26 protein-coding genes are annotated in these 24,874 nt (G+C 62.4%); 12 read left to right on the forward strand and 14 right to left on the reverse strand.

Going from position 1 to position 24,874, the window contains the following annotated elements; genetic code table 11:
- Nucleotides 1–3: 3 nt before the first annotated feature.
- The 5 genes from LDN82_RS16210 (at nt 4) to asd (ending at nt 3,997) form a co-directional block, all read left to right on the forward strand.
- A complete protein-coding gene (locus LDN82_RS16210) occupies nt 4–972 on the forward strand; it encodes an NUDIX hydrolase (protein WP_224165014.1) in 969 nt (322 codons plus the stop codon).
- 135 nt (nt 973–1,107) lie between these two features.
- Nucleotides 1,108–1,911, forward strand: a complete 804-nt coding sequence (locus LDN82_RS16215) for a thymidylate synthase (protein ID WP_224165015.1) — start codon at nt 1,108–1,110, stop codon at nt 1,909–1,911.
- The gene (locus tag LDN82_RS16220) at nt 1,908–2,507 is read left to right on the forward strand and encodes a dihydrofolate reductase (RefSeq protein WP_224165016.1); all 600 of its coding nucleotides are present in this window, start codon (nt 1,908–1,910) and stop codon (nt 2,505–2,507) included. The genes LDN82_RS16215 and LDN82_RS16220 overlap by 4 nt, the downstream gene beginning before the upstream one ends.
- A gap of 19 nt (nt 2,508–2,526) precedes the next feature.
- Nucleotides 2,527–2,748, forward strand: coding sequence for an NF038396 family protein (locus LDN82_RS16225; protein WP_224165017.1), 222 nt, complete (start codon nt 2,527–2,529; stop codon nt 2,746–2,748).
- 106 nt (nt 2,749–2,854) lie between these two features.
- Nucleotides 2,855–3,997: an aspartate-semialdehyde dehydrogenase gene (gene asd / locus LDN82_RS16230; RefSeq protein WP_224165018.1), complete on the forward strand. Its 1,143-nt coding sequence runs from the start codon at nt 2,855–2,857 to the stop codon at nt 3,995–3,997.
- Between the two features lie 23 nt (nt 3,998–4,020).
- On the opposite strand, the gene LDN82_RS16235 is transcribed toward asd, so the two are convergent.
- Complete coding sequence (locus LDN82_RS16235; RefSeq protein WP_224165019.1) at nt 4,021–5,025, reverse strand: DUF559 domain-containing protein; 1,005 nt, start codon at nt 5,023–5,025, stop codon at nt 4,021–4,023.
- A 364-nt stretch (nt 5,026–5,389) separates the two neighbouring features.
- Nucleotides 5,390–6,532: a winged helix DNA-binding domain-containing protein gene (locus tag LDN82_RS16240; RefSeq protein ID WP_224165020.1), complete on the reverse strand. Its 1,143-nt coding sequence runs from the start codon at nt 6,530–6,532 to the stop codon at nt 5,390–5,392.
- 86 nt (nt 6,533–6,618) lie between these two features.
- Between LDN82_RS16240 and LDN82_RS16245 the strand changes: the two genes are divergently transcribed.
- Nucleotides 6,619–7,098: a hypothetical protein gene (locus tag LDN82_RS16245; protein ID WP_224165021.1), complete on the forward strand. Its 480-nt coding sequence runs from the start codon at nt 6,619–6,621 to the stop codon at nt 7,096–7,098.
- A gap of 25 nt (nt 7,099–7,123) precedes the next feature.
- Here LDN82_RS16245 and LDN82_RS16250 read toward each other — a convergent pair whose 3' ends face one another.
- The 5 genes from LDN82_RS16250 to LDN82_RS16270 form a co-directional block, all read right to left on the reverse strand.
- On the reverse strand, nt 7,124–8,191 hold the full coding sequence (locus LDN82_RS16250) for a UDP-N-acetylmuramate dehydrogenase (protein ID WP_224165022.1): 1,068 nt from the start codon (nt 8,189–8,191) through the stop codon (nt 7,124–7,126).
- 37 nt (nt 8,192–8,228) lie between these two features.
- Nucleotides 8,229–8,666 carry a MaoC family dehydratase gene (locus tag LDN82_RS16255; protein ID WP_216925049.1) on the reverse strand — a complete coding sequence of 146 codons (438 nt, stop codon included), beginning with the start codon at nt 8,664–8,666 and terminating at the stop codon, nt 8,229–8,231.
- Between the two features lie 2 nt (nt 8,667–8,668).
- Nucleotides 8,669–9,130 carry a MaoC family dehydratase N-terminal domain-containing protein gene (locus LDN82_RS16260; protein WP_224165023.1) on the reverse strand — a complete coding sequence of 154 codons (462 nt, stop codon included), beginning with the start codon at nt 9,128–9,130 and terminating at the stop codon, nt 8,669–8,671.
- Between the two features lie 43 nt (nt 9,131–9,173).
- The gene (locus tag LDN82_RS16265; RefSeq protein ID WP_216925047.1) at nt 9,174–9,398 is read right to left on the reverse strand and encodes a DUF3188 domain-containing protein; all 225 of its coding nucleotides are present in this window, start codon (nt 9,396–9,398) and stop codon (nt 9,174–9,176) included.
- An 85-nt stretch (nt 9,399–9,483) separates the two neighbouring features.
- Nucleotides 9,484–10,149, reverse strand: coding sequence for a DUF2797 domain-containing protein (locus tag LDN82_RS16270; protein ID WP_224165024.1), 666 nt, complete (start codon nt 10,147–10,149; stop codon nt 9,484–9,486).
- Here LDN82_RS16270 and LDN82_RS16275 point away from each other — a divergent pair.
- Complete coding sequence (locus LDN82_RS16275) at nt 10,144–10,308, forward strand: hypothetical protein (protein ID WP_224165025.1); 165 nt, start codon at nt 10,144–10,146, stop codon at nt 10,306–10,308. The genes LDN82_RS16270 and LDN82_RS16275 overlap by 6 nt on opposite strands.
- Nucleotides 10,309–10,406: 98 nt before the next feature.
- Here the strand turns inward: LDN82_RS16275 and LDN82_RS16280 are convergent, their stop codons facing one another.
- Nucleotides 10,407–11,270, reverse strand: a complete 864-nt coding sequence (locus LDN82_RS16280; protein ID WP_224088372.1) for a CoA ester lyase — start codon at nt 11,268–11,270, stop codon at nt 10,407–10,409.
- Nucleotides 11,271–11,752: 482 nt separating this feature from the next.
- On the opposite strand from LDN82_RS16280, the gene LDN82_RS16285 reads away from it, so the two are divergent.
- Genes LDN82_RS16285 through LDN82_RS16300 form a run of 4 tightly spaced genes read left to right on the forward strand, consistent with a single transcriptional unit; the run spans nt 11,753 to nt 15,663 of the window.
- Nucleotides 11,753–12,823, forward strand: a complete 1,071-nt coding sequence (locus LDN82_RS16285) for an ABC transporter substrate-binding protein (protein ID WP_224088374.1) — start codon at nt 11,753–11,755, stop codon at nt 12,821–12,823.
- 2 nt (nt 12,824–12,825) lie between these two features.
- Nucleotides 12,826–13,734 carry an ABC transporter ATP-binding protein gene (locus LDN82_RS16290; protein ID WP_224165026.1) on the forward strand — a complete coding sequence of 303 codons (909 nt, stop codon included), beginning with the start codon at nt 12,826–12,828 and terminating at the stop codon, nt 13,732–13,734.
- Nucleotides 13,734–14,678: an ABC transporter permease gene (locus LDN82_RS16295; protein ID WP_224165027.1), complete on the forward strand. Its 945-nt coding sequence runs from the start codon at nt 13,734–13,736 to the stop codon at nt 14,676–14,678. Before LDN82_RS16290 ends, LDN82_RS16295 begins: the two co-directional genes overlap by 1 nt.
- A gap of 52 nt (nt 14,679–14,730) precedes the next feature.
- Nucleotides 14,731–15,663, forward strand: a complete 933-nt coding sequence (locus tag LDN82_RS16300; protein ID WP_224088380.1) for a TauD/TfdA family dioxygenase — start codon at nt 14,731–14,733, stop codon at nt 15,661–15,663.
- Nucleotides 15,664–15,765: 102 nt separating this feature from the next.
- On the opposite strand, the gene LDN82_RS16305 is transcribed toward LDN82_RS16300, so the two are convergent.
- The 5 genes from LDN82_RS16305 to LDN82_RS16325 form a co-directional block, all read right to left on the reverse strand.
- Nucleotides 15,766–16,725 (reverse strand): aldo/keto reductase, encoded by a 960-nt coding sequence (locus LDN82_RS16305; protein ID WP_224165028.1) that lies wholly within the window; start codon nt 16,723–16,725, stop codon nt 15,766–15,768.
- Between the two features lie 31 nt (nt 16,726–16,756).
- Complete coding sequence (locus LDN82_RS16310; RefSeq protein WP_224165029.1) at nt 16,757–18,511, reverse strand: alpha-amylase family glycosyl hydrolase; 1,755 nt, start codon at nt 18,509–18,511, stop codon at nt 16,757–16,759.
- 76 nt (nt 18,512–18,587) lie between these two features.
- Nucleotides 18,588–19,499, reverse strand: a complete 912-nt coding sequence (locus tag LDN82_RS16315) for a carbohydrate ABC transporter permease (RefSeq protein ID WP_224165030.1) — start codon at nt 19,497–19,499, stop codon at nt 18,588–18,590.
- On the reverse strand, nt 19,499–20,413 hold the full coding sequence (locus LDN82_RS16320; protein ID WP_224165031.1) for a sugar ABC transporter permease: 915 nt from the start codon (nt 20,411–20,413) through the stop codon (nt 19,499–19,501). Before LDN82_RS16320 ends, LDN82_RS16315 begins: the two co-directional genes overlap by 1 nt.
- Nucleotides 20,414–20,437: 24 nt before the next feature.
- Nucleotides 20,438–21,712 carry an extracellular solute-binding protein gene (locus LDN82_RS16325; RefSeq protein ID WP_224165032.1) on the reverse strand — a complete coding sequence of 425 codons (1,275 nt, stop codon included), beginning with the start codon at nt 21,710–21,712 and terminating at the stop codon, nt 20,438–20,440.
- A gap of 235 nt (nt 21,713–21,947) precedes the next feature.
- On the opposite strand from LDN82_RS16325, the gene LDN82_RS16330 reads away from it, so the two are divergent.
- Nucleotides 21,948–23,171 carry an ROK family protein gene (locus LDN82_RS16330; protein WP_224165033.1) on the forward strand — a complete coding sequence of 408 codons (1,224 nt, stop codon included), beginning with the start codon at nt 21,948–21,950 and terminating at the stop codon, nt 23,169–23,171.
- Nucleotides 23,172–23,211: 40 nt separating this feature from the next.
- On the opposite strand, the gene LDN82_RS16335 is transcribed toward LDN82_RS16330, so the two are convergent.
- Complete coding sequence (locus LDN82_RS16335) at nt 23,212–24,783, reverse strand: Na+/H+ antiporter (RefSeq protein WP_224165034.1); 1,572 nt, start codon at nt 24,781–24,783, stop codon at nt 23,212–23,214.
- Between the last annotated feature and the right edge of the window lie 91 nt (nt 24,784–24,874).

Raw genomic sequence — 24,874 nt, forward strand, 5'->3', positions numbered from 1 at the left:
CTGTTGAAAAGCGATACCCCCGTGGCGGATCAGACGGACCACCCCGGTGAACGGGTGGCCGTTGTTGCGGCCGGTGCCATTCCTTGGCGGGTTCAGAAGGGCGCCCTTGAGGTGCTCCTGATCCACAGGCCCCGCTACGATGATTGGTCCTGGCCCAAAGGAAAGCTCGACGACGGCGAAACAGTTCCGCAGTGCGCCGTCCGTGAAGTGCATGAAGAGATCGGCCTCAACAGTTCGCTCGGCGTGCCGTTGCCACCCATTCATTACCATGTCAGTGCTGGCCTGAAAGTTGTGCACTACTGGGCCATGCGGGTCAACGGCGAACAGCTGCGGCCCGACGGCAAGGAAGTAGACAGCGTCATGTGGTGCAGCCCGGACAGGGCTGCGTCCTTCCTCAGCAACCCCACCGATGTGGAGCCCCTCGAGTACCTTGAGAAGGCCCACATCCGGGGCGAATTGGATACGTGGCCGCTCGTATTGATCCGCCACGCAAAGGCAAAGCCCAGGTCCTCATGGACCAAGGCTGAGGGGGAGCGTCCGCTGGCCGCCACTGGGCAACGCCAGGCGGCGGCCGTCCAGCGCCTGTTGGAAGTGTGGAAGCCACAACGGATAGTTACCAGCCCGTGGACCCGCTGCGTAGCAACCATTGCCCCCTACGCCAAGGCAAGCGGAGCGAAGGTAAAGCTGGCTGAAGCCCTTACCGAGCACAACCACAACCGGTCACCCAAGAAAACGGCCGCCACAGTGGAGGCCCTGTTCGATAAGCAGGTGCCAATCGCCGTGTGCACCCATCGCCCGGCGTTGCCCACCGTCCTGAACCAACTGGGCCAGCACATGTCAGCCGCCTTGCGGGGGTTGCTGCCAACGTCCGATCCGTTCCTTTCTCCGGGCGAGGTCATCGTCTGCCAGGTTGCCCGTGGTTCCGAGCGGAAGATTGTGTCGGTGGAACAGGTCAAGCCTTTCGACGACTAGCCACGCCGCAGCCTGGCGGCAAATCCCGGGGTTGCCGCCGCGCGCGCCTACAAGGGTTTCGGTCTGCGGCGTCGGTGATGAGACACTCATCGATCCACTGAGGGCTGGCATGGTCCAAACCAGTAAGCTGGACTCGTGAGCATCCCCACCCCGTATGAAGACCTCCTGCGCGACGTCATGGCCAATGGCACGCATAAGTCGGACCGCACCGGAACCGGAACGCGCAGCGTCTTCGGGCGTCAATTGCGCTTCGACCTCGCCGAAAGCTTCCCGCTCATCACCACCAAGCGGGTCCACTTCAAATCCGTAGCAGTGGAGCTCCTGTGGTTCCTTCGCGGCGATTCGAACGTGAAGTGGATGCAGGACCAAGGCGTTTCCATTTGGGACGAATGGGCGGACGCCGACGGCGAACTCGGCCCCGTGTACGGTGTGCAGTGGCGCAGCTGGCCCACACCCGACGGTGGGCATATCGACCAAATCTCCGAGCTCATGGCCAACCTGGCTGCCAATCCGGATTCCCGGCGACACATCGTTTCCGCGTGGAACGTCGCCGAGCTCAAGGACATGGCGCTCCCGCCCTGCCATGCGTTCTTCCAGTTCTACGTGGCGGACGGAAAGTTGTCCTGCCAGCTGTACCAACGCTCCGCGGACACGTTCCTGGGCGTTCCCTTCAACATTGCCTCCTACGCCCTGCTGACGTGCATGGTCGCCCAGCAGTTGGGCCTGGAGCCGGGCGAGTTCGTCTGGACAGGCGGTGACGTCCACATTTACGACAACCACGTGGAACAAGTCACCGAGCAGCTCACCCGTGAACCGTACGAGTATCCACAACTGAAAATCCTCCGCAAGCCGGACTCGATCTTCGACTACACCCTGGACGACTTCGAGGTTGTGGGCTACCGGCACCACCCCACCATCAAGGCGCCGATCGCCGTATGAGCACTCCCTCATCCGAGAATCCTTCCCAGCTTCCGGGCGTCATCTTCACCCAGGAAACCGCAGCCAAAATGACCGGTATCGGCATGATCTGGGCCCAGACCAAAGCCGGTGTCATTGGCAATGACGGCTCCATGCCGTGGCACCTCCCCGAGGACCTCAAGCACTTCAGCCAGCTGACCACGGGACACCCCGTCATCATGGGCCGCAAGACCTGGGAATCGTTCCCGGACAAGTACCGTCCCCTGCCCGGGCGCACCAACATTGTGGTGACCCGCAACCCGGGGTGGGCTTCCACGCCTGAGGCCGAGGGCGCCGTCGTGGTTTCCTCCCTGGATGCAGCCCTGCTGGAATCCCAGTTCGCGCCCGGTGGCCAAAAGGTTTGGATCATCGGCGGCGGCCAGATTTTTGAACAGTCGATGGGAATTGCCAATGTTGCCGTCATCACCATCATCGATGCAGACCTCGACGGCGATACCTTCGCGCCTGAACTCGGCGACGACTGGACTTTTGATACTGCCGCGCCGGACGAAGGCTGGCTGACGGCCAAGAACGGCACACAATACCGGTTCACCACGTGGCGCCGGACGGAAACCTAGAAACCAGGACATGCTCCGAATGCTGAAGAAACCCGAAACATTGTTCGTACTGGGATACATGCTGCTGCCGCTTTTCGCGCTGATCTCAGCCATTGTTGGACTGACCATGATTCTTGGCGGCAACCGCATCGTCGGCATCATCGTGTTGATCGTGGTCACACAGGTCTTCACGTTCGGTGCGTTCTTTGCCTTGCGCAAGCGCAAAGCCGTGCTGCTGCAAGGGCCCGACGCCGGGAACTAGCCGCGGCGGTCGGCCTGCCTGCCGCTGGGGCGAGTGCCGGCGTCGTGCGTTGCGTGCGTGACGTAACCAACAGCGGCTCTTCGCCGCAAAAGTTTAGACTGGGTAAATGACTACAGCAGCTAATCCGTCCGTTGGACTGGTCGGTTGGCGTGGCATGGTCGGCTCCGTCCTGATGCAGCGCATGCAGGACGAGAACGACTTCGCCAACATCAACCCGGTATTTTTCTCCACCTCGAACGCAGGAGGTGCCGCCCCTTCCTTTGCTGACGGGGCTGGCAAGCTCGAGGACGCGTTCGATATTGAGACGCTTGCCAAGCTGCCGATTATTGTTACCGCCCAGGGTGGCGACTACACCAAGCAGGTTCACGGCGAACTCCGCAGCCGTGGCTGGGATGGCCTCTGGATCGATGCTGCCTCCACCCTGCGCATGAACGACGACTCGATCATCGTTCTGGACCCCATCAACCGCGACGTCATCGACGCCGGCCTGTCCGGCGGCGTGAAGGACTACATCGGCGGCAACTGTACCGTTTCCTGCATGCTCATGGGCCTTGGCGGACTGTTCAAGAACAACCTGGTCGAATGGGGCACCTCCATGACGTACCAGGCTGCCTCCGGTGGCGGCGCCCGCCACATGCGCGAGCTCCTGAACCAGTTCGGCACCCTCAACAACGAGGTAAGCAGCGAACTTCAGGATCCGGCCTCGGCAATCCTGGAAATCGACCACAAGGTTCTCGCCGCTCAGCGCACTGGCGTTGACGCCACCCAGTTCGGCGTTCCGCTGGCCGGTTCGCTCATTCCCTGGATCGATGCCGACCTCGGCAACGGCCAGTCCAAGGAAGAGTGGAAGGCCGGGGTCGAGACCAACAAGATCCTCGGAACGGGCAAGGGCACCGCGGGCAAGGACCACATCGCCATGGACGGCCTATGCATTCGCATCGGCGCCATGCGCTCCCACTCCCAGGCCCTCACGCTCAAGCTGCGCGAAGACCTGTCCGTCACGGAGATCGAGAACCTCCTGGCCAAGGACAACGAGTGGGCCAAGGTTGTTCCGAACACCAAGGAAGCCTCCATGGCGGACCTGACTCCTGTGGCTGCTTCCGGCACCCTGGACATTCCCGTTGGCCGTATCCGCAAGCTCGAAATGGGCCCGGAGTACATCAGCGCCTTTACCGTGGGCGACCAGCTCCTGTGGGGTGCAGCTGAGCCGCTGCGCCGCATGCTGAACATCGTGACAGGCAAGCTCTAGGCCCCGTCCGCGCTTTTTCGTCGTCAACCCGCTGTTCCGTTGCTGCCCAGCAACGGAACAGCGGGTTTTCCGCGTTCTACCCGCGATCCGCCCAACGCCTCCCTGAGCTTGCGGTCGACGTCCCATGGCCTGCTGAGATCGTCCCATTCGATGCGGACCACTTTCCACCCTTGGGCTTGGAGTGCCTTCTCCCGGCGTCGCTCCTGAAAGACCACTTCCTCCGTGGGTGCGTAATCGAAGTATTTGGCACGGCCGTCAAACTCCAGAATCACCTTGTTTTCCGGCCAGCCGAAGTCTCCCCGGTACCGGCCTATGGGTGTATCGACTTCGAGCTGAAGCACCGCTCCGTGGATCCCCAACTTGTCCAGAAGCACTCGTGTGCGGGTCTCCCCCACGGATTCCGAACGGGCATCCATTGCGTCGAGAACCCGACGCAAGCGTCGTGCACCTCTTGTGATTTTGCCAGTATCCACATAGCCCTGCATCAAAAGCGGATCAGCGCCCCTGCGTACAGCTTGGTCTGCGATCACCAATGCCCGTTCAAAAGCCAGGGTCCGTGCACAGTCCACCACCGTGCGCTCAAGGCTCGTGACTTTGACGGGTCGTCGCCACGCCGCCTGCAGCTCAACGATCTCCGCGGACTCCAGTGGACCACCGTGCGCCGATACATCTTCCCCGGAGCTCGCCTGTGCTGGCCAGAACGGCGTGGTGACATGCACCAGTGGGCCACCATCCCACGGTGAGCATCCATGAAGTCGCGCGGCACTCAGATGGCTGTAGATGTTGGCGACACGTGATCCGCTCTGATGCGCTTGGATCCTCAGCATGTCCTGCTCCCAAGGACTTCGCCGGCGCCAGTCCACAGAACGGGCGTACACGCCACGTCTTAGCCTGATCAGCTTTCCCGATCGCACACCCGCCGTAAGCACGCGGTCGCCGAGACCATTCTCGGCGAGGTCCGCTGTCACAGCGATCATGTTATCCGGCCAGTTGCCGGCGATCAGGGCGTCAAGTTTTTGTGGCTTCATGGGGTCCATCGTGCGTCTGGCGTGGGCCTCCCGGACAGCCTTTCAGGGCCGTATGTGGACAACTACGGCCCGTCGGCAATGGATACTCCAATGCCCCACGTCGCTGGATCTCCATGCCCAGTCGTGGACCCGCTAACCCGTTGTTGGCCAACCACGCGGGAGCGGGCAAGCCACCAGATTGCGGGCAAGCGACGGGTTTCCCAGCCGCAGCCCTCAGACCTGCCCTGCCCGGCCATAAGGACCTGATGCCAACAACGTCGTGGACCCGCTAACCCGTTGTTGGCCAACCACGCGGGAGCGGGCAAACCACGGGGAAGCGGGCAACCCACGGGCTAGGCAGTGTAAGGGCAGGGCAAGCCGGGCCTCAGCCCGCCATGAACTTCAGGTATGCCCGCCCCTGCGCCTGGAACGAACGCTCCGCGGCCGGGCCCAGCTGTCCTTCGAAGGGCTCAGGCACTACGCCGGGCGCCTTGCCGTTGCCGGTCCTGGCCCACGTGCCCACCACTTCTCCCCCGGCCACGATGATTCGTTTGAACACTCCGTTCCTGCCCGGCACCACCAATTCAGCATGCTCTGGTGCAAGGACCAGGCTTCGGTCCTGGTAACCGAGCAGGAATTCATCGAAGCCAGGAAGAGCCAGCAACGCGCGCGAGCCGGGGACGCCGTCGTCGAGCAGTGCTGCTGTTTCAGGCGAAAGCCAATAGCTGGTACCGCCAAACGGCAGCTCCACCAATCGATCCTGAACCGAGGCAAGGGCCTTGCGCGCTTCCGTGAGGGGCACTTGGCTCCACCAGGCGAAGTCCTTCACCGTCGCAGGCCCGTGGCTGCGGATGTAACGGAATAGAAGCTCGGCTATGCCTTCCTCGCGATCAAGGTCCCTGGAGTCCTTGATCCACTCGTCGAAGGGCACAAACAATTGTTGGACGCCCACTTTGCCGCGTGAACCAGCCATGGGGCCTTGAACGAGCCACGCACGCTGGCACAGGCTTCCAAGCAGATGGATGCCACGCTGGGCCTTGGTGATCTGGCCTGCTTCCTCGAAGGCGTCGAAGAGTTGCTCGCGCGTGGCCCCGCGTCCGCCGTCGGCCGTCCTGAGGGACTCCAACGTCTTCAGTGCGATGTCCCGGCAATGGCTGATGTCCTCGGCGGTGATGCCAAGCTCCCGGTGCCGCCCTGCCACCATGTTCATGAGTCGTGGGCTGGTGATTCGCAGGATCCAGCGGAGATCCTCCGGTGCCAGGAGATGCAGTGTTCCCCGCATTGGCCACGACCGGACTATGGTTCCGGAGTCAAGGGCTGCGCGGACGTCGGAAGCGGCAGATCCCGGGACACGCTGCCCCACCGCCCAGAGCGCGGACCCGAGATCCTGCGCCTGCATGGCTGTCATCCACCGGACCGCTTCCGGCACTGAGGCAAAACCACCATTCAGGAGTCCCTGGCCAGCCAGCCGCAGGCGGCCCATGATTCGCGAAGTGATAGTGGCAGGGCGCGCTTGGGGTGCAGGCATGCTCCATCCTAAAAGCGCCCACCCGGTACAGGGAACCTTGCAGGACCTCCCAGCAGCCTTCCAGCACAGTTTCCTAGGCTGGCTGCATGCTCTTTGGTGATCTTGCTCCGCTTGTGCGGCCGCTCAGCCGGTGGTTGGCGGCGGCTGGCTGGTGCTGCACCGTCGTCGGGCTTGGAACGGGCCTCGTTGTGGCCGTTGGTACAGGAGTCAGCCTCACGCCTGCCATGCAGGTCATCCAGATGGCGGGGCTGGTGGCGACTGCCACTGCCGCGCTGCTCATCGGCACCGCAGCCGCCATCCAACCTGTTACCGACCCCGGGGACGACACCCCGGAACCCTGGTTCTACCCCGCGGCCGCAGCACAAGTACGCAGCTTCCTGCTGGGTGCCATCGTGATGCTCCTGGGCCTGGTGGGCTTCGCCATGGCAGGGCTCTTCATGCCTAGCGGCCCCTCACCCCAAAGCATTGCCTTCAGCCAGATCTTCTTGCTGGGATCGGTGAGTTGCGGGCTGACCTTCCTGCTGCTCAACAAAGTCCTGCCCATCGCCGCACGACGCACACGCTAAGCCCGCCGCGGACTGCTGTGTCGGGCTAGAGCGAAACCCCAATCAGCAACGGTTCAGGGTGCAGCTCAATGCCGAAGCGATTCACGACGCCGGCACGCACTTCGCGCGCGATAGCCACCATGTCCGACGCCGAGGCCGAGCCGCGGTTGGTGATCGCCAAGGTGTGCTTGGTGGACAGGGATGCCCTGCCACCGGACACGCTGGTTGCATCGAGTCCGAAACCCTTGCCGAATCCCGCGTGATCGATGAGCCAGGCAGCGGAAAGTTTTACCAGTCCGTCTTCACCTGCCGGGTACTTCGGCGCGTTTTCCGGCAACCCGGCGGCGCGTTCGGCAGGGATGATCGGGTTGGTGAAGAACGAGCCCGTGGAGTAAGTGTCCCGGTCTGCGGCGTCCAAGACCATGCCTTTGGACGCGCGGAGCCGGAGGACTTCCCGGCGGACATCGTTGGAGTAGGCACGTTTGCCGGCTTCCACGCCCAGCACACGGGCGAGTTCACCGTACCGGATGGGGGCGCTCATTCGCCCCAGCGCCAATTGGAATTCAACAGTCAGCACCACGTAGCGCGGCGAACCTTCCACCGTGGTCTGCTTCAGGATGGAATCGCGGTAACCAAACTTGAGTTCTGAGTTGGTGAACGTCTGAACTGCGTTGCGTTCCCGGTCCCAGGTCCGCACGGCGGCGATGGTTTGTGAGACATCCGCCCCATACGCGCCAACGTTCTGTACCGGCGTGGCACCTGTGGCCCCCGGGATGCCGGACAGGGCCTCAAGGCCGGACCAAGCATGCAGGACCGAGTACTCCACCAACGCGTCCCAATTATGGCCGGCCTGAACCACCACGGACACACCGCCGCAGCTGTCTTCCGAGTCCACGGTGAAGCCCTCGGACGCTATCTTCAGGACCGTGCCCGGGTAGCCTTCGTCCGAGATCAGCAGGTTGGAACCCCCGCCAATGATGAGGAGTTTCTCCCCCGCAGCGTCAGCCGACCGCACGGCGTCGATGATTTCAGCCTCAGTGCGGGCCTCTACATAGTTTCCTGCCGGGCCGCCGACGGCAGCCGTGGTCAGGTCGGAAAGCAGCGTCTGGGTCACCCATCAAGCCTAACGGGGATTGAAGTGCTCACATGATTTAAGAGACCTTCACCACTGCTTGGGACTTCATGAGGACCTTCTGTCCGGCGGCTACAACGGTGAGGTCGATGCGCACGGTGCCTGCCTCGGCGTCGAGGGCTCCCACTACCCCGGTGACATCGATAACTGCACCGGCCTCGTCCGTTCCGGTGGTGTCAGCCACCAGGACGGGCTTGGTGAAGCGCGTCTGGTAATCAACGACGGCGGCGGGGTCCCCGGCCCAGTCGCTGACAAGCTGCACAGCCGAGCCCATGGTGAACATGCCGTGGGCTATCACGCCGGGCAGCTCAACGGAGGTGGCAAATGCTTCGTTCCAGTGGATCGGGTTAAAGTCCCCCGAAGCGCCGGCGTACTTGACCAGGTCCTGGCGGGTGACCTCAATGCTGCGTGTGCCAATTTCCTGGCCGACCGTCAGTTCTTCAAATTTTGGGCTCATGGTTACTGTCCCTCTCCGCGTACCAGGATGGACGAGGTGGTGGTGGCTACTTTTTCACGGTCATCGTTGCCGCCGAGGGCGAAAATCTCAGAACGCGTTGTGATCATCGCGCCGCCGCCCATGGCACGCACTCCATCAACATGCAGTTCAGCCACGAGGCGGTCCCCGGCCACAATGGCGCGGTGATGCGTAAAGCGCTGGTCCGCGTGGACCACGCGGGAGAAGTCGATGCCGGACTCGGGGTCCTCCACAAGCTGGGCGTCGGCGCGCTGGGCAACAATGATGGCAAACGTGGGCGGGGCTACAAGATCGCTGTGCCCCATGGCCCGTGCAGTCTCAACGTCAAAGTGCGCAGGATTGCTGGCCTTCACGGCCTTCGCAAATTCGCGGATCTTCTCGCGGCCGACGTCATAAACTTCTGCGGCAGGGTAGCTTCGGCCCTGCAGGTCCGGATTGATACTCATGGTCCAACCCTATCGGGCCGCGGACCCCCGGGTGGTGTTACGACTACTTCTTGTAGCTCTTGCGGATCTTCTGGCCGCGGACTACGAGCCCTGTGACGTGGAGCAGCAGCCCGACACCGATCACGGGCAGTGATGCAATGGCCAGTCCCTGGTTGCCGGTCGTGTTCCCGGCAATGGAAAGGATGAGTCCGACGGCGATGAGCCCCATGGCGCTGAAAACCAGCGTTTTGTAGGCGGTGGACGAGGTGGCCCAGAATTCGTTCAGCACCGTCCAAGTCTACCGGTGCCCGTTGCGAGGCCAGCTCTGCGCCCCAAAACCCACAAATAACACGCAGACCAGGCCCCACAAGGGGTTAGAACAAAGAATCCTGCAGCGCGGGGATTTCCGTGATGTGGGGGCCGAACTCGATCTTGCGTCCCTTCAAGGCACCCAGGTCTGCCACGAAACTTCCCTGAACCAGGTTCCCGGAAGCATCAGGCAGACCGGCCAAGGCTATGGCACCGGAAAGTGAGTGGATCCGAAAACCATGCCCGCCGCCGTCGAACGCTGCCGGGTAGGGGTGGCGCGACGAACCGGCGGCACGAACGGTGCAGAGCCGGTCAGCCAATGCCGGCCGCTCCCACTCTTCCTCCACAACGGCGAAGCCGGTCATGGCAAGTCCGCCCAGCAAGGCGCGCACCTGCGCGGCATGCCGGCGATTGATGGCAACAAGCTCGACGTCGGGACGCGGCTCAACAAGCGACGCCGCCTTGGCAGCGGAACGGACCTGCTGGACGAGTCCAAGCTCGCGGGTCACGAGATCCTCAAGCACTCGAACAACCCGGCCGTCCTCGGCAAGGGCAACATAGGCAGCCTGCACGGCACCCTGCTCGGCCAACCGGTTCCACTTGCGCGGGGCTGAGGCAGTCCCGATCTTGGTTGCCCCATTGGCGAACGTTGCAACGTACAGCCAGTGTGGCTGCATGAGATAAGCGCGAAGACCGGCGGGCACAGAGCTGCCTCGGTGGAAATCATGCATGAGCCGGGAATCGTCCCGGGCAAAGCAGGCCCCGCACTGCTTCCCACGCTCGGCTGGGGAACCGCTGCGGCAAGGAACATGCGTGCGGTTGCCCGGCCCGTGGACCTTGGTATGGCCAAGGCACCACATCCCTGGCATGACGCGCAGGCCCAGGGTTGAACCCGGGGCCAGCGCAACGTCGGCGAACTCCCCGTCGGGCTGCAATAACCTCAAAGCCGGTGAGGAAGAGTCCCAAGCTATGCCGTGGACCAGCATGGCTACAGGGAGGGCTGAACCCCGAAGGCAACTGCGAGCTTCATGATCTTCTCGGCCCGGCCAAGGCGTGGAAGGTCCGAACCGTCCCGGATCACCCTGCCGTTGGCCTCGAAGTCGCTCATGAAGTCGGTAGCCCAGGCAACGTCCGACGGAGTGGGGCTGATGACCTCGTTGATCACGGTGGTCTGGTCGATTGCCAGGCACAGCTTGCCGGTCATGCCCATGGTCACAGTGATGCCGGTCTGCTCGCGCAGGATGGGGTGGTTGGTGCCGACCGTGGGGCCATCAATGGGGCCGGGCAGGTTGCCGACACGGCTGGCAACGACGAGCTTGGCGCGCGGGTAGGCCATGGCCTCGGGGGTGGCGGCCATGCCGGTGTCGCGGCGGAAGTCACCTGAACCGAACGCCAGGCGGAACGCGCCCTGGGCGCGGGCAATGTGGTTGGCTTCCTCGATGCCGAGGGCGGACTCAACCAGTGCAATCACGGGGGTCTTGCCGTCCATGCGGTGGTAGGACTCCGTAACCTGGTCCGCGGACTCGGTCTTGGCGAGCATCACTCCGAGCAGGCCCGGGGTGCCGCGGAGGCCGGCGAGGTCGTCTGCCCAAAAGGGGCTGGTGGCGTCATTGATGCGAACCCAGGCCTGACCGCCGGACCTCAGCCAGTTCACGACATTCTCGCGGGCCGTGTCCTTCTGGGATGGGTCAACAGCGTCTTCGATGTCCAGGATGATGGCGTCTGCCCGTGAACCCGCGGATTCGTCAAAAAGTTCCGTCTTCATGGCGTTCACAAGGAGCCAGGAGCGGGCGATATCGGCGGGAATATTGCGGGTAGGCCGAATGGATTCGGCGGCGATGCTAGACGTCATGTATCTACCGTATCCGGCAAGCGGCCCGGAGGGCGAAGAAATCTGCCCGGTTGTGAGGATCAATACGAACTAAAGCCCTTATGACTGTGCCCTCCCCCAGTATGACTGTCCGACGGCGGCACGCGGCTTTCGTTTCCAGCGCACCCGCGCGGTGGGTCATTGAACTCACGCGGTGGGTCATTGAACTCAAGAGCGTCGTCATTGGGCTCAGCAGTGTCGTCATTCGGCTCAACAAGCACTTCATCCGGCTCAGCACACTCTTCATCCGGCTCAACGCTGCGACTTTGTGTCCGTCGATTGCATTTCATGGCTTCGCGTTGCGCCCGGTTGCCCGCTGTTTCAGAGCGTTTCCCGCGGTTTCCCGCGGTTTCCCACTATGAACACCCCGCTTTCCACGGGCCACACGGATGGGCTTACATCGTTCCCAAGCCGGTGAACATACGGCTCCCCAACCGAAACACAATCACTCGAAAGTAGCTCCCATGAAACTGCACTTGCCCCTGCTGAGCGTCGCGGCCGCCGTCGTACTAGCGCTGACGGTGTCCGGCTGCGGCGGTGCAGCCGAAGCCGGACAAGCCAACCAACCCGGCAACGAGGTCAAGGAACTCCGCTACCAAGGCTCGGCCAACAACGTGACCTTCCCTGAGCTTGCTGCAGACCTCGGATACCTGGGCGATCTGAAGCTGAACTGGGTGGGCAACACCACCAGCGGCCCGCAGGACATCCAGTCCGCGGCTACCAACCAGACGGACTTCGGGGGCGCATTCTCCGGAGCCGTGGTGAAGCTCATCGAAGCGGGCGCCCCCGTGAAGGCCGTGGTCAATTACTACGGCTCGGACGAGAAGACCTTCAACGGCTATTACGTGAAGGCGGACAGCTCCATCAAGGGACCCCGTGACCTGATTGGCAAGAAGATCGCAGTCAACACACTGGGCGCACACCACGAGGCGGTCATCAATACGTACCTGACGCAGAACGGTCTCAGCCCGGACGAGATCAAGCAGGTCCAGCTCGTCCCCTTGGCGCCGAACGATACGGAGGAAGCCATCCGCCGAGGCCAGGTGGACGCGGGCACCCTTGGCGGAGTGCTGCAGGACAGGGCCGTTGAGGCCGGCGGACTACGTTCACTGTTCAGCGATGTGCAGTTGTTCGGCAACTTTGCAGGCGGCCAGATCGTGCTCCGGAACGACTTCATCGAAAAGAACCCAAACACCACCCGCACGTTCACTACCGGCGTTGCCAAAGCCATCAAATGGGCAGCGGAAACACCGCGCGACGAAGTCATTGCCCGCTTCACCAAGATCATCGAAAACCGCGGACGCAATGAGAGCACGGCCAACCTGAAGTTCTGGAAGAGCCCTGGGGTTCCGGACAGCGGTGTGATCAAGGACGAGGACTTTACCCGCTGGGAGGCGTGGCTGAACTCTGCCGGGATCGTGAAGGACAAGCTCACGCCGTCCAAGTACTACACCAACGAATTCAACGATCTCGCCGGTGCCACGAACGGCACAGCTACTGACGCAGCCAAGACTGACGCAGCCAGGAAGGGATAGCCATGACAGCCAAAATCAGCCTCCGCAACGTGACCAAGCAATTCACGGTCCGGGCTACGAAGTCCACTGCCGCAACGACGCTCACGGCCATCGATTCGCTGAGCCTGGACGTGCGCGACGGTGAGTTCCTCACCTTGGTTGGGCCAAGCGGTTCCGGTAAGACCACGCTGCTGGACTTGCTCGCGGGTCTCTCAACGCCCACGTCCGGGGAGGTTCTCGTTGACGGCAAGCCCGTGACGGGTCCCGGCAAGGACCGCGCTGTGGTGTTCCAGCAGTACGCACTGTTCCCTTGGCGGACAGCTTCGGCCAACGTGTCCATCGGCCTGGAAGGACCAGGGCCGGACGGCAGGAAATTGAACCGGCGCGAACGGGCAGCCAAGGCCAGGGAGTACTTGTCACTCGTCGGGCTGGCCGGGTTCGAGGACCGCTATCCCCATGAGCTCTCCGGGGGCATGAAGCAACGGGTCGCGATTGCCCGCAGCCTGGCTTACGAGCCCGACGTCCTGCTGATGGACGAGCCTTTCGCGGCATTGGACGCCCAAACCCGCGAGCAGTTGCAGGACGAACTGCTGCGCATCTGGAAGGCCACCGGCAAGACCATCGTGTTCATCACGCACGGCATTGACGAGGCCGTCTACCTCGGCGGGCGCGTGGCAGTTCTGAGCGCCCGTCCCGGCCGGCTGAAGGAAATTGTGGACATCAACATCCCCGATCGCGACGGGGAGGACGACATCCGCTCCCACCCGGCGTTCGTCGAGCACCGGCACGAGGTATGGACGCTCCTGCACGATGAGGTCCGTCGCGCGCAGGATGCCGGGCACCGGAAGATCCTCCCGGACGGAAGCGCACCGGATGAACCGTCAACCCTGACCAAAGAGGGAACCGCCACCAATGAAAGGACTGCGGCCTGATGAGCACCACATTGACGCAGACAGAAACCGCGGCGGCAGCGCGCAAGGCAAGCATCACCACCGAGTCGGGCAACGCCGTCGGACCTTCCGGTACTGCGGCCGCACCCGCCCGGGACGGTATCGCGCAACGTTCGACGCCGGTCCTCGCCACCGTGCGCAGGGTTACGGCAGCAGCCGGTTCAGGCGTGTGGAAGTCCGCCGGCATCCTTGCCTTCCTGGCGCTGTGGGAATTTGGCCCGACGTATCTGGCCAGCCCGTCCACCAGGGTATTCCTGCCACCGTTGCACGACGTTCTGTTGGCATGGGGCAAGCTCTTTGAAGCCGGCACCATCCAAGGCCACATCGCGGCCAGCCTCACCAGGTCTGTCACCGGTTTCGGCGCGGCCCTCGTTGGAGGCGTGTTGCTGGGACTCCTGATCGCCTGGTACGGACGGCTCAACGCAGTCCTCAACCCCTTGCTGGAGCTCTTCCGCAACACGGCGGCATTGGCCCTGCTGCCTGTGTTCACTCTGCTGCTGGGAATCGGCGAGGAATCCAAGATCAGCATCGTGGCTTACGCGGCCTTCTTCCCGGTGCTACTGAACACGATCGCCGGAGTGAAAACCGTGGATCCGTTGCTCATACGGGCTGCGCGATCGCTGGGACTGAACAGTTTCCGACTCTTCCAGAAAGTCATCCTGCCATCCGCCGTACCCACGATCTTCACTGGTATCCGGATGGCCGGCACTGCGTCAATCCTGGTGCTGATTGCCGCCGAAATGGTCGGCGCCAAGGCCGGACTTGGCTACTTGATCGTGAACGCGCAGAGCAGCTTCCTGATCCCTGATATGTACGCGGGCATCCTGACAGTCTCGCTGCTGGGCCTTGGCGTGAACTTCCTGCTGGTCGCCCTGGAACGCCACTTCTCCCGCTGGCGGACGGCAGTAGGCGCGGACGCCCCCTGAAAACCACCCCCGTGGCACCCGCCACAACCCATCACAAAGTAAGGAAAGAACAATGACCCTCATTACCGAAACCAAGCTTGAATTTGCCAAGCTGGGCTCCCGCATCGGCGCGGAAATCCGGGGACTCGATATCAGTGGAGACCTCAGCGAGGACACGATCGCCCAGATCCGGGGCGCGTTGAACGAGCACAAGGCCCTGGTATTCCGGGAGGCCAACATCCTCACCGACGAAGCCCAGGTGAAGTTCGCCAGCCATTTCGGACCGCTTACCAAGGCACATCCCACGGTTGCGTCCGTGGAAGGTGAAGAAAACGTCTTGCCGGTGGACAGTGAGAACGGCTCCGCGAATAACTGGCACACGGACGTTACTTTCGTGGTCAATCCGCCGCAGGCCTCCACACTGCGGAGCATCGACCTGCCTGCCTATGGCGGGGAGACGCTCATCGCTTCCTCCGCTGGCGCTTACCAGGACCTGCCGGAGGAACTGCGCAACTTCGCGGACACCCTCTGGGCCATCCACACCAACGATTACGACTACTCCGTGCCCAAGAACCTTGAGCACCAGAATGCCGAGGAGCGCCGCAAGGAGTTCACCCGCCTGAAGTTCGAAACCGCCCACCCCGTGGTGCGGGTCCACCCGTTGACCGGCGAGCGCGGATTGTTCATTGGGGGCTTCGCGCAGCGGCTTCGGATCGTGGGCTTGTCCAACACAGAATCCCGGGACATCATCAGGCTCCTGCAGGCTTATGTGACGCGCCCGGAGAACGTGGTCCGGGTGAATTGGGAGCCCAACCAGGTTGTCTTGTTCGACAACCGGATCACCCAGCACTACGCCCCGGACAACTACGACGGACAGCCGCGCAAGCTCAATCGCGTCACCATTGCCGGCGACATTCCCGTGAGCATCGACGGCAAGGCAAGCCAGGCCATCCAGGGTGATTCAAGCACCTACTCGGTGGTGGCCCCGGTCGCTCGCGTTTCGTAGGGGCCCGTATGTGTTGCTGTTGTAGCCCATCTGAGTCGCAGTTAAGCGCGTTTTGAGACGTCATAACGCGCACAACTGCGACTCAGTTGGGTAAAACGCGCTTTAGGGGATGTTGCTTCCCCGGGCCGCCAGCCACAGGCCGTACCACTCCTCCCTGGACATGGCGGCAGCCACAGAGGCGGCATCAGAGCAGGCAGCGATCCGCCCGGGGTTGGTGGTTCCCAGCACGGGAGAGATCCGCGCCGGATGCCGCATCAGCCACCCCAGCAGTACCGATTCAGGCGTAGTGCCTTTCTCCCGCGCGAGCCGCTGAAGCATTTCAGCCGTAGCGGACTCGGCCGGCGACATTTCCCCGGACGGCGCCCCTGTGTAGCGCCCTTGAGCCAGGGAGCCGTAGGCCTGGAGCTCAATCCCCTTGGCCATGCATAGCTCCAGGGTCCCATGCGGAAAGTTGAAGCCCAGCCCGTCCGCATGGTTGACCAGTACGGTGCTTTCCAGCCAGTCCCGCCGCAGCAGGCTCATCTCCAGTTGGTTGGCGATGATGGGCATCTCAAGGGAGTCCTGCAGGAACTCGATCTGCGCGCCGGACATGTTGGACACACCCAGCTGCCGCACCTTGCCTTCCGTAACAAGCTGCCCGACGGCGTCCGCCACCTCGCGGGGATCCATCAAGGGATCCGGGCGGTGCAGGAGAAGGACGTCTACGTAATCCGTTTGAAGGCGCTTCAGGCTTTCATTGACCCGTTCAAGGATGGCTTCCCGGCTGAGGTCGTAGTGCGTGTCCAGCCCGCGCTCCCCCAGCCTGATCCCGCATTTGGTTTGCAGCAGGATCTTCCCGCGCAGGCCCTGCGAACGGGCGAGGACTTCCCCGAAGACGGCTTCGGACTTGCCGCTGCGGTAGATGTCAGCATGATCGAACAATTCAATGCCGATACCTTGTGCTGCCTCGATGACTGCGGCAGCCTGTTCAATCTCCGCGGCACCATAGGACGTTCCGTCCCAGGGACCGCCAAGACCCATGCAGCCGTAGATCAGGCGCCCGCGCCCGTTCGCATTATTCATCCATGTATTCAATCAGTTGGCTGCCCGGCGCTTACGCGTCGCGGACCACCCAGGCTGTGGTGTCGGCCGGGAGCATGCCGCCTTCCAGCGGTCCGCTGCTCACGACGACGGTGCCCGCCGGAAGCGCGAAGGGCTCGCTTCCGAAGTTGGTTACCGTTTCCCAACCGCCCGGACGGCTGAAGTGCAGAACGTCCTGGTTTCCGGTCTCGACCCATTCGAGTTCCTCGTCGGTCTGCAGTTCCCTGCGCAGGCGCAGTGCTTTGCGGTAGAGCTCCAGCGTTGAGCCTTCACGTCCTTCCTGCTCGGACACCGCGTACTTGGCGAACCATTCCGGCTGCGGCAGGTGTGCCTTGCCTTCTCCGAAGCCAAAGGAGGGTCCTTCTGCGGTCCACGGCAGCGGAACGCGGCAACCATCGCGGCCGATCTCCACGCCTGGGTTGCGGTAGAAGGACGGGTCCTGCCGCTCGGAGTCCGGAATTTCGGTTACTTCCTGCAGGCCAAGCTCTTCGCCTTGGTAAAGGTAGGCGGAGCCGGGTAGCGCGAGGAGCAGCAGCGTGGCGGCGCGGGCACGACGCAAGCCGAGTTCGACGTCGAGCTCTTCCGCCGGCGCGCCGGCCAGCAGCCAGCCCTTGCCATCCTGGCCCTTTGGCTTGCCGGCCGAGACATCCTGGGCAGCGTTGGTTCCCTTGGCAACTGAACCGCCCTTGGGCAGTCCATAGCGGGTGGCGTGCCGAACGACGTCGTGGTTGGAGAACACCCAGGTGGAGGACGCCCCGGTTTCCTTGGCCGCGATCAGGTTTTCCGTGATGATGGTCCGGAAGGAAGGCGCATCGAAGTCGGCCTGCAGGAGGTCGAAGTTGAAGGCTTGGCCCAGTCCCTCAGGGCTGGCATAGCGGGCGCGACGCGATTCGTGGACCCAGGCCTCGGCTACTGCAGTGCGCGGCGGGTTGTACTCGTTGAAGAGCTTGCGCCACTCCGCGTAGACCTGGTGGACTTCGTCACGGTCCCAGAACGGGTGTGACCCGTCTACGAAACCGTCCGTGCCGTGGGCCCGGGCCTCGAGGTCCGCCTTCATCGGCAACGGCTCGGAGAGATCCTTGGCCATGCCGTGTGCGACGTCGATGCGGAAGCCGTCCACGCCGCGGTCGGACCAGAACCGCAGGGTCTTCAGGAAGTCCTCGCGAACCTCGGGGTTGTCCCAATTGAAGTCGGGCTGCTCCTTGGCGAAGATGTGCATGTACCACTGTCCGGGAGTGCCATCGGGCTCGGTGATGCGTTCCCAGACCGGTCCGCCAAACACGGAGTCCCAATCCGAGGGCGGAAGCTCGCCGTTTTTCCCCTTGCCGTCACGGAAGATGTAGCGTTCCCGCGCTGCAGAGCCCTTGGGCGATGCCAAGGCCTCCTTGAACCATTCATGGCGGTCCGAAGAGTGGTTGGGCACGATATCGGCCACCAGCTTGATGCCGGCGGCATGCAGTGCTGCTGCCATCTCATCGAAATCTTCAAGCGTCCCCAGCTTGGGGTCCACGTTGCGGTAGTCATCGACGTCGTAGCCACCGTCCGCAAGCGCCGACGGGTAGAACGGGCTCAGCCAAACGGCGTCGATCCCCAGTTCCTTCAGGTACGGGACCTTGGCGGTGATGCCCTTGAGGTCACCGATGCCGTCGCCGTTGGAATCGGAGAAGCTGCGCGGGTAGATCTGGTAAACAGCCGCCTGGCGCCACCAGTTCGGATCAGCCATTCGCTCTGCGTCGGTACGGTGTGCCTGAGTGGCGGAAGTGCTCACGAAACTCCTTTGATTTAGAATCTAAATTTATATCCCGGACCAGTATGAAACGCTGGGCACGGAAGGTCAACATCCACTAGCCCTTAACGGCACCTTGTGTCACGCCAGCCATGACCCACCTCTGCGTAAAGAGGTACGCGACGATCGCGGGCGCCATCGCCATCAGGTAGGAGGCGAAAGATACGTGGTAGTTGTTGCTGAACTGCGTTTGAAAAAGGTTTTGCCGTACCGGCAGGGTCTGCAGCGCCGGATCGGAAATGATCAACGACGGCATCATGAAGTCATTCCAGGCATAGAGGAAGGCGAAGATACCCACGGTGGCGCTCATCGGCGCCAACAGCGGGAAAATCAGCTTCCAGAATGTCTGCCAAGTCGTAGCGCCATCGATCCGGGCACTCTCTTCCAGTTCCATGGGTATGGAACGCAGGAATGCGGTGAAGAGCAGCACGCTGAAACTCAGTTGGAACATGGTGGCCAGGAGGATAACGCCGAACGGGTTGTCCAGCCCAAGACGACCGGTGAGCTGGATCTGCGGCAATGCAACCACCGGGAACGGAATGAACATCGCTCCGAGAAGGTAGAAGAACGAGTACCTGAACAACCGGCGTTCCCAGTTGCGCACAATCGCATAGGAGGCGAATGCAGCAAGGACGATGGTGGCGAGGACAGTCCCTGCAGTCACCAGCAATGACATCGCGGCACCCACGGGAAAGTTCGTCAGGGTCCAGGCCTGGATGAAACCGTCGAGGCTGAAGGGAGCGGGAAATGAGAAGGCGTTGCCATCCACAGCCTGCCCCTGGGTCTTGAAGGCCATGGACACCGTGACATACAGGGGAAGCAGCACGGTCACTGCGCACAGGACGAGCACTGTGGTTGCCGGCCAGTTGACCCGCTCGATCGCCGGAGCCGACCGCCGTCGCCTGGTTGGAGCGGTGATGGTTTCAACGTGGGAGAAGTCCTCGATTGCGAGGGTGGTTTGTTTGGTCATCAGAGTGCATTCCGTCCGCGAGTCAGCGAAAGCTGCAGGAGTGAGATAAGGATGGCGACCACGAAGAAGATCGTCGCGTTGGCCATCTGGTAGGCGTAGTCGCCGCCATTGAAGCCGGCAATGACAGTCATCGCAATGCTCCGGGTGGAGGTCCCGGGGCCACCGTTCGTCAGCCCGACGATGATGTCGTAAGCATTCAGGAAGCCCTTGAACCCGAGAATGATGTTGATGACCACGTAACCGGCCACCAACGGAAGGGTGATCTTCAGCAGCTGCTGGAACTTGCCCGCGCCGTCGATTTCCGCGGCCTCATAGACGTCTCCGGGCACTGCAACAAGTCCCGCAATGTAGATGAGCAGTGCCCCGGGTACCGCCTGCCATGCTGTGACAACCACAATCGCAATCCACGCGAGGTCCGGGTTTGCCAGGAGGCTGGTCTCCAACCAGGGGATCCCCGCCGCAGTCCCCGCGGCAGGCAGGGAGTTCGAGAACAGGAAATTGAACACGTAGGCGATGATGATGCCGGAAACCACCATCGGGATGACGAAAATGGTCCGCAGTGCCGACTTCATCCGGATGCGCGCGGTAAGGCCGACTGCAAGGAGGAAGGCGATCACGTTGACGGCGATCACTGTAACGATGGAGAAACCGAAGGTGAACAGGTAGCTCTGCAGGATAGCGGGGTCGCTGAAGATCGCTATGTAGTTTGTCAGGCCGATGAACTCCCAATCACCAATTCCGATGGAGTCCGTGAAGCTGAAGAAGATACCGATGATGCCCGGAATCGTGATGGCTAGCGTGAACAGGATGAGGCTGGGCACGAGGAAAAAGTAGAAGATCGGTTCCACACGCCGCCTGCTGCGCTGCCCTTGGCGGCTCTGCCCGGATGTGGTTGAGGTGCTGATGCTGGACATGATTCTGACTTCCTGTGTTCTGCACTACTGGCGGAAGGCCAGGCGCGCCCAATCTGCGTCGAGTGTGCGGAGGGTGGATGCAGGGGACGCGCCGAACACGATTGCCTGCGTGTAGTTCATGATCGGTATGGTGCGCGGAACGAGTACCGAGGGGCCCTGGTAAACCTGCGATTTCTCGTAGTACTCCACCATTCCCTCGATCCGGGGATCCGGAACATTTGCAGAATCCTTGGTGGGTGTGAAGCCCAACTGCGACTTGTTGTAGGCATCGATCACCTCTGGACGGTACAGGTACTCGAGGAAGGTGCGGGCAGCGTCCTTGTGCTTGGACGCCTCGGGAATCCAGGCCGCGAGGTCCACGTTGACCCGGACGCGCAGATCCTTGGGGTCCTCGGTCATCGGGAGGGGAAAGGTTCCGAGCTTGAGGTCCGGGGCGGTCTTGGCGATCTCGCTGAATGCCCAGGGCCCCTGCAGATACATGGCCGCTTTGCCCTGCGAGAAAGCAAGATTACCGTCACCGTAGGCGCGGCTTGCAGCATCCTTGTTGACGTAGTTCTTCGCGAGCGTCAGCATCTTCTCAACTGGCTGGTTGAAGTCCTTCTGGAATGACACCGGGGATTCCGGCCCAACCTTCGTGCCCTCGGCAGCAAGCTTCCTGAAGAAGTCAATGGTGTCCACCTGCCCGCCTACGGAGTAGTCAAACCACCCCTGGGCGATCGTCCAGTCGTCCTTCCATGTGGCGTAGAACGGCGTCACGCCAGCGGCTTTCAGCGCTTCACACGCCGCGATCATCTCACTCCAGGTCTTCGGCACGGCGATGTTGTGCGCAGCGAAGATCTCCTTGTTGTAAATCACCGAGGACGCCATGACTGAGTAGGGCAGGGCACTGGTGCGCTCCGGGTAGGAACCGTACTGGTCCATCAGCGGCTGGAGGTCTTCGCGGACGCGGGAGGCGGCCTGGGTGCCGGACAAGTCGCTCAACGCTCCGCGCTGGACGAAGCGGGACGTCTCCATGTTGTAGTTTGCAAGCGCGATGTCCGGTGGATTGCCGCGGACGAAACTCGCGGACACGACGTCGACGCCCGAGGTGTCCAGGACTACCTCGGTTTCGTTCTGGGAAGCGTTGTAGTCGGCAACCAGCTTGGTCATGAATCCGATTGCCTCCCGCTTGCTGAAGGTGAAGCGGATGGTCTCTTTGCCCGGTTCCCCGGTGCAGCCCGAGAGAAGGCCGGCCAGAAGAGCCAGGCCCAGGCCCATCGCTGCCATGCGTTTCTTGCGCGTAGCTTTCACAGACTCCATAGTCCTTTCGTCTTGCGGACCCCCAGTGGCCGCTATGCCGTCGGGGGAGGTGGTCGTATTCGACCTCCACCGGAGTTTTGATAGGAGGTAAATTTATGACCTATCGCTAGTATTTAGTGAGGAGCGCCACATGGTCAAGCTTTGGGGGAAATACGTCGTCATCTAAATTTATGTACTAAATTTAGAGAGACCGCTCTATCACTCCGGTAGGCGGCTGAAAAGGTGGGAGCGCCGAATGCTGATCGGGATTGCGCCGTCAACACAGCTGGTTCGCAGGGTCAATGCCAGCGCGATGCTCAAGGCCATGCGTGGTGCCGGTGTGGTAACAGGCACAGAACTCATGGCTTCCACCGGGCTCTCCCGCGCCACCGTCATTTCCATCTGCGACGAACTTGTCCGGCTCGGCTGGCTCCAGGAACTCGAAAACCAGCGGGGGGCCGGAGACTACATCAAGGGCAGGCCGGCACGCCGCTTTGTTTTCGACGACAACGCGGCCAGCGTGCTCGGAATCGACATCGGCGCCAATAAGATCACCGCCATAGTTGCCGACATGGCCGGAACACCTTTATCCCAGGTCACGATGCCCTTCCGCACGTACAACGTCTCCGCCAATGAGCGCGCAGATGTGCTGGACCGGATCGCAGCAGACGTCCTGAAAAAGGCCGGCGTACCTGCAGACTCGATCCTTGCAGTGTCTGTGGGAGTTGCTGCCCCGGTAAGCCGCGACGGCGAGGTCCTCACCGTCCAGGAATTCTGGAAATCCTTCGATGTCCGCGGGATTGTTGCAGAGCGGCATGGCTGGCAGGTACTCGTGGAAAACGATGCCAACCTCGCAGCCCTCGCGGAACGCTGGCAGGGCACCGCGCAGGGAGCCGACAACCTCGTGGTCATGCTCGCCGGCGACCGTCTGGGTTCCGGAATCCTCGAATCCGGCCGTTTGCTCCACGGGCAGCTTGGCGGCTTTGGGGAACTGGGATACCTGGACACCGTCGACGGCGTGGGCGACACGTACGGCATCGCCCACTACGCCGTGCTGTGGGGGCGGGAAGCGCTTGACGATACCCCGACCACGAAGCTGCGGGAACTTTGCGGGGATGATCCTGCAGCGTTAACAGCGGAGATGGTCTTCAAGGCAGCCGCGGAAGGCGACCACGCCGCCCGTCAGGCCCTGGACCGTGTGGCGCACCGCATGGCCCGCGTCATCGGCTCGATCAGTACCTTGGTCAACCCTGAGCTGGTGGTTATTGCGGGAGCCGTCGCCGCCTCTGCCCATGCACTGATCCCAGCCATTGAAAAGCAGTTGCCGGACTTCACCTTCACTCCCCCGCGGCTGGCAACCTCCACCCTCGGTGACCGCATTGTGTCCCTCGGCGCGATCCGCCACGCCCTGGACTACGTCGAGGAGCACGCGCTGGACCTCTCCCCCTCGTCATTGCCGAAGCGCGCGGACGCCTCCTGATCGTGTCCAGCGCCCGACTGCAACCCGGGCCTGCGCGGTGCTATTCCGGCATTGACATGGTGCGCAAATCCAGCTGCCTCAGGACACGATCTGCCACTTCAGGATCAGTCCCGGGCTCATTACGCGCCTCCACCACTTCCTGACGGGCGGCATCCAGCGCGATCGTCTGCACGGCAATGGCAAGTTCACGGCCCCGCTTGCGTTTCTCCGCCGCTGACTCGTTGCGCAACGTCCCATCCAGCAGCTCTGCGTGGAGCCGGCGCATCTTTTCCTTGACCAGTGCCACTTTGTCCGCCGGGAGTTCCTTCATGAGCTCATGGTCCTTCAGCGCCGAGACCGCTGCCGACTGGGCACGTTTGGCCAGAACGCGTGCCGCGTCCTTTTCATGGGAACCGTCCTCCGTGGCTTTCAGGACCCGCATCAGCCAGGGAAGTGTCAGGCCCGGCAGAACCAACGTGGCCAGAAGCACAGCGCAGGCGATGACGAGGATTTCGTGCCGTGCGGGAAAGTCACTCCCATCAGGCAGGGTCACGGGAAGCGCCAAAGCGAGGGCCAGGGTGGCCAGCCCACGCATTCCACACCATGTCAGGATGAGTACTTCCTTGGGCGAGGTTGGCTGCAGCAGATTCCGCCGCCGGTGGGCCGTGAGCGCAAGCAGCCCGAGCCACAGGTAGCGGACAACGAACACCAGGATACAAATCACCACGGCAACGCCAATCATCCCGAAAATCGCCGTCCCCTCGTCACGGATGACGTGACGGATCTCCAAGCCCACCAGGCCGAAGGCCAGTCCGGTGGCCAGCAGCTCCACCACGTCCCAGAAGGCTGTCCGGGTAATGCGCTCAGCAGCGTCCTGCGGCCGCGCGTGGCGTTGCAGCTCCAGGGCAGTCACGACGACGGCCACCACACCTGATGCGTGCAGCTCTTCCGCCAGGATGTACGCAGCAAACGGAACCACAAGCGTGACCGCGCTGCGTGCCACCATGGACGTCACAAGCTTCGTGATGAACTTGGTCAGCCAGCCCATGGCAATGCCAATGACCACTGCCAAGGCAGCACCCACCACAAACTGCAGGATGACATTGGGGCCCACTTCGCTACCGGACACCGTGGCAGCGACTGCTGCCTGGAAGATCACGATTGCGGCGGCGTCATTGAAAAGGCCCTCGCTCTGCAGAACAGTAATGAGCCGCCTGGGCATGTGAACGCGGCCAGCCACTGACTCCACGGCAACCGGATCCGGCGGCGCCACCATGGCTCCCAAAGCAATCGCTGCCGGGATCCCGATACCAGGAATCATGAGCCACGCAGCACCAGCCACCACCGCGGTGGAAACCACCACCAAAGCGACAGCCATGAGTAGCAGCGTCCGCCACCGGACGCGGAAAACGGCCCAGGAACTCTTCTGCGCAGTGGCAAAGAGCAACGGCGGGAGGAAGATCGGCAGGATCAGCTCCGGCGAAATCTCAAACTCAGGAAAGCCGGGAATGAACGTCAGCGCAACAGCCAGGAGCAGCATCAGGACCGGATAAGGAAGCCGAAGCCTGTCCCCCAGGCCGACGGCCAGCACAGTGGCAAGCAGCAATCCGATAATGAGTGCCAGCTGATCCATGTTCCCGCTTCCCCAGAAGTTGTACGAGCTTCCGGCAGGCCTGGCCCACGGAAGCTACCTACCAACCTATCCCGGGGTCCATAGATCCCTT

This window comes from Arthrobacter sp. StoSoilA2 (assembly GCF_019977195.1).
Classification (GTDB): Bacteria; Actinomycetota; Actinomycetes; order Actinomycetales; family Micrococcaceae; genus Arthrobacter.

Bases quoted from the DNA above. Each gene is read 5' to 3' on its own strand.
- LDN82_RS16295 (WP_224165027.1), top strand. From the start codon at position 13,734: ATGAGCACCACATTGACGCAGACAGAAACCGCGGCGGCAGCGCGCAAG.
- LDN82_RS16235 (WP_224165019.1), bottom strand. From the start codon at position 5,025: ATGAAGCCACAAAAACTTGACGCCCTGATCGCCGGCAACTGGCCGGAT.
- LDN82_RS16240 (WP_224165020.1), bottom strand. From the start codon at position 6,532: ATGCCTGCACCCCAAGCGCGCCCTGCCACTATCACTTCGCGAATCATG.
- LDN82_RS16280 (WP_224088372.1), bottom strand. From the start codon at position 11,270: ATGACGTCTAGCATCGCCGCCGAATCCATTCGGCCTACCCGCAATATT.
- LDN82_RS16285 (WP_224088374.1), top strand. From the start codon at position 11,753: ATGAAACTGCACTTGCCCCTGCTGAGCGTCGCGGCCGCCGTCGTACTA.
- LDN82_RS16275 (WP_224165025.1), top strand. From the start codon at position 10,144: ATGCATGAGCCGGGAATCGTCCCGGGCAAAGCAGGCCCCGCACTGCTT.
- asd (WP_224165018.1), top strand. From the start codon at position 2,855: ATGACTACAGCAGCTAATCCGTCCGTTGGACTGGTCGGTTGGCGTGGC.
- LDN82_RS16305 (WP_224165028.1), bottom strand. From the start codon at position 16,725: ATGAATAATGCGAACGGGCGCGGGCGCCTGATCTACGGCTGCATGGGT.
- LDN82_RS16220 (WP_224165016.1), top strand. From the start codon at position 1,908: ATGAGCACTCCCTCATCCGAGAATCCTTCCCAGCTTCCGGGCGTCATC.
- LDN82_RS16260 (WP_224165023.1), bottom strand. From the start codon at position 9,130: ATGAGTATCAATCCGGACCTGCAGGGCCGAAGCTACCCTGCCGCAGAA.
- LDN82_RS16245 (WP_224165021.1), top strand. From the start codon at position 6,619: ATGCTCTTTGGTGATCTTGCTCCGCTTGTGCGGCCGCTCAGCCGGTGG.
- LDN82_RS16330 (WP_224165033.1), top strand. From the start codon at position 21,948: ATGCTGATCGGGATTGCGCCGTCAACACAGCTGGTTCGCAGGGTCAAT.
- LDN82_RS16255 (WP_216925049.1), bottom strand. From the start codon at position 8,666: ATGAGCCCAAAATTTGAAGAACTGACGGTCGGCCAGGAAATTGGCACA.
- LDN82_RS16315 (WP_224165030.1), bottom strand. From the start codon at position 19,499: ATGACCAAACAAACCACCCTCGCAATCGAGGACTTCTCCCACGTTGAA.
- LDN82_RS16225 (WP_224165017.1), top strand. From the start codon at position 2,527: ATGCTGAAGAAACCCGAAACATTGTTCGTACTGGGATACATGCTGCTG.
- LDN82_RS16290 (WP_224165026.1), top strand. From the start codon at position 12,826: ATGACAGCCAAAATCAGCCTCCGCAACGTGACCAAGCAATTCACGGTC.
- LDN82_RS16320 (WP_224165031.1), bottom strand. From the start codon at position 20,413: ATGTCCAGCATCAGCACCTCAACCACATCCGGGCAGAGCCGCCAAGGG.
- LDN82_RS16270 (WP_224165024.1), bottom strand. From the start codon at position 10,149: ATGCATGATTTCCACCGAGGCAGCTCTGTGCCCGCCGGTCTTCGCGCT.
- LDN82_RS16335 (WP_224165034.1), bottom strand. From the start codon at position 24,783: ATGGATCAGCTGGCACTCATTATCGGATTGCTGCTTGCCACTGTGCTG.
- LDN82_RS16325 (WP_224165032.1), bottom strand. From the start codon at position 21,712: ATGGAGTCTGTGAAAGCTACGCGCAAGAAACGCATGGCAGCGATGGGC.
- LDN82_RS16300 (WP_224088380.1), top strand. From the start codon at position 14,731: ATGACCCTCATTACCGAAACCAAGCTTGAATTTGCCAAGCTGGGCTCC.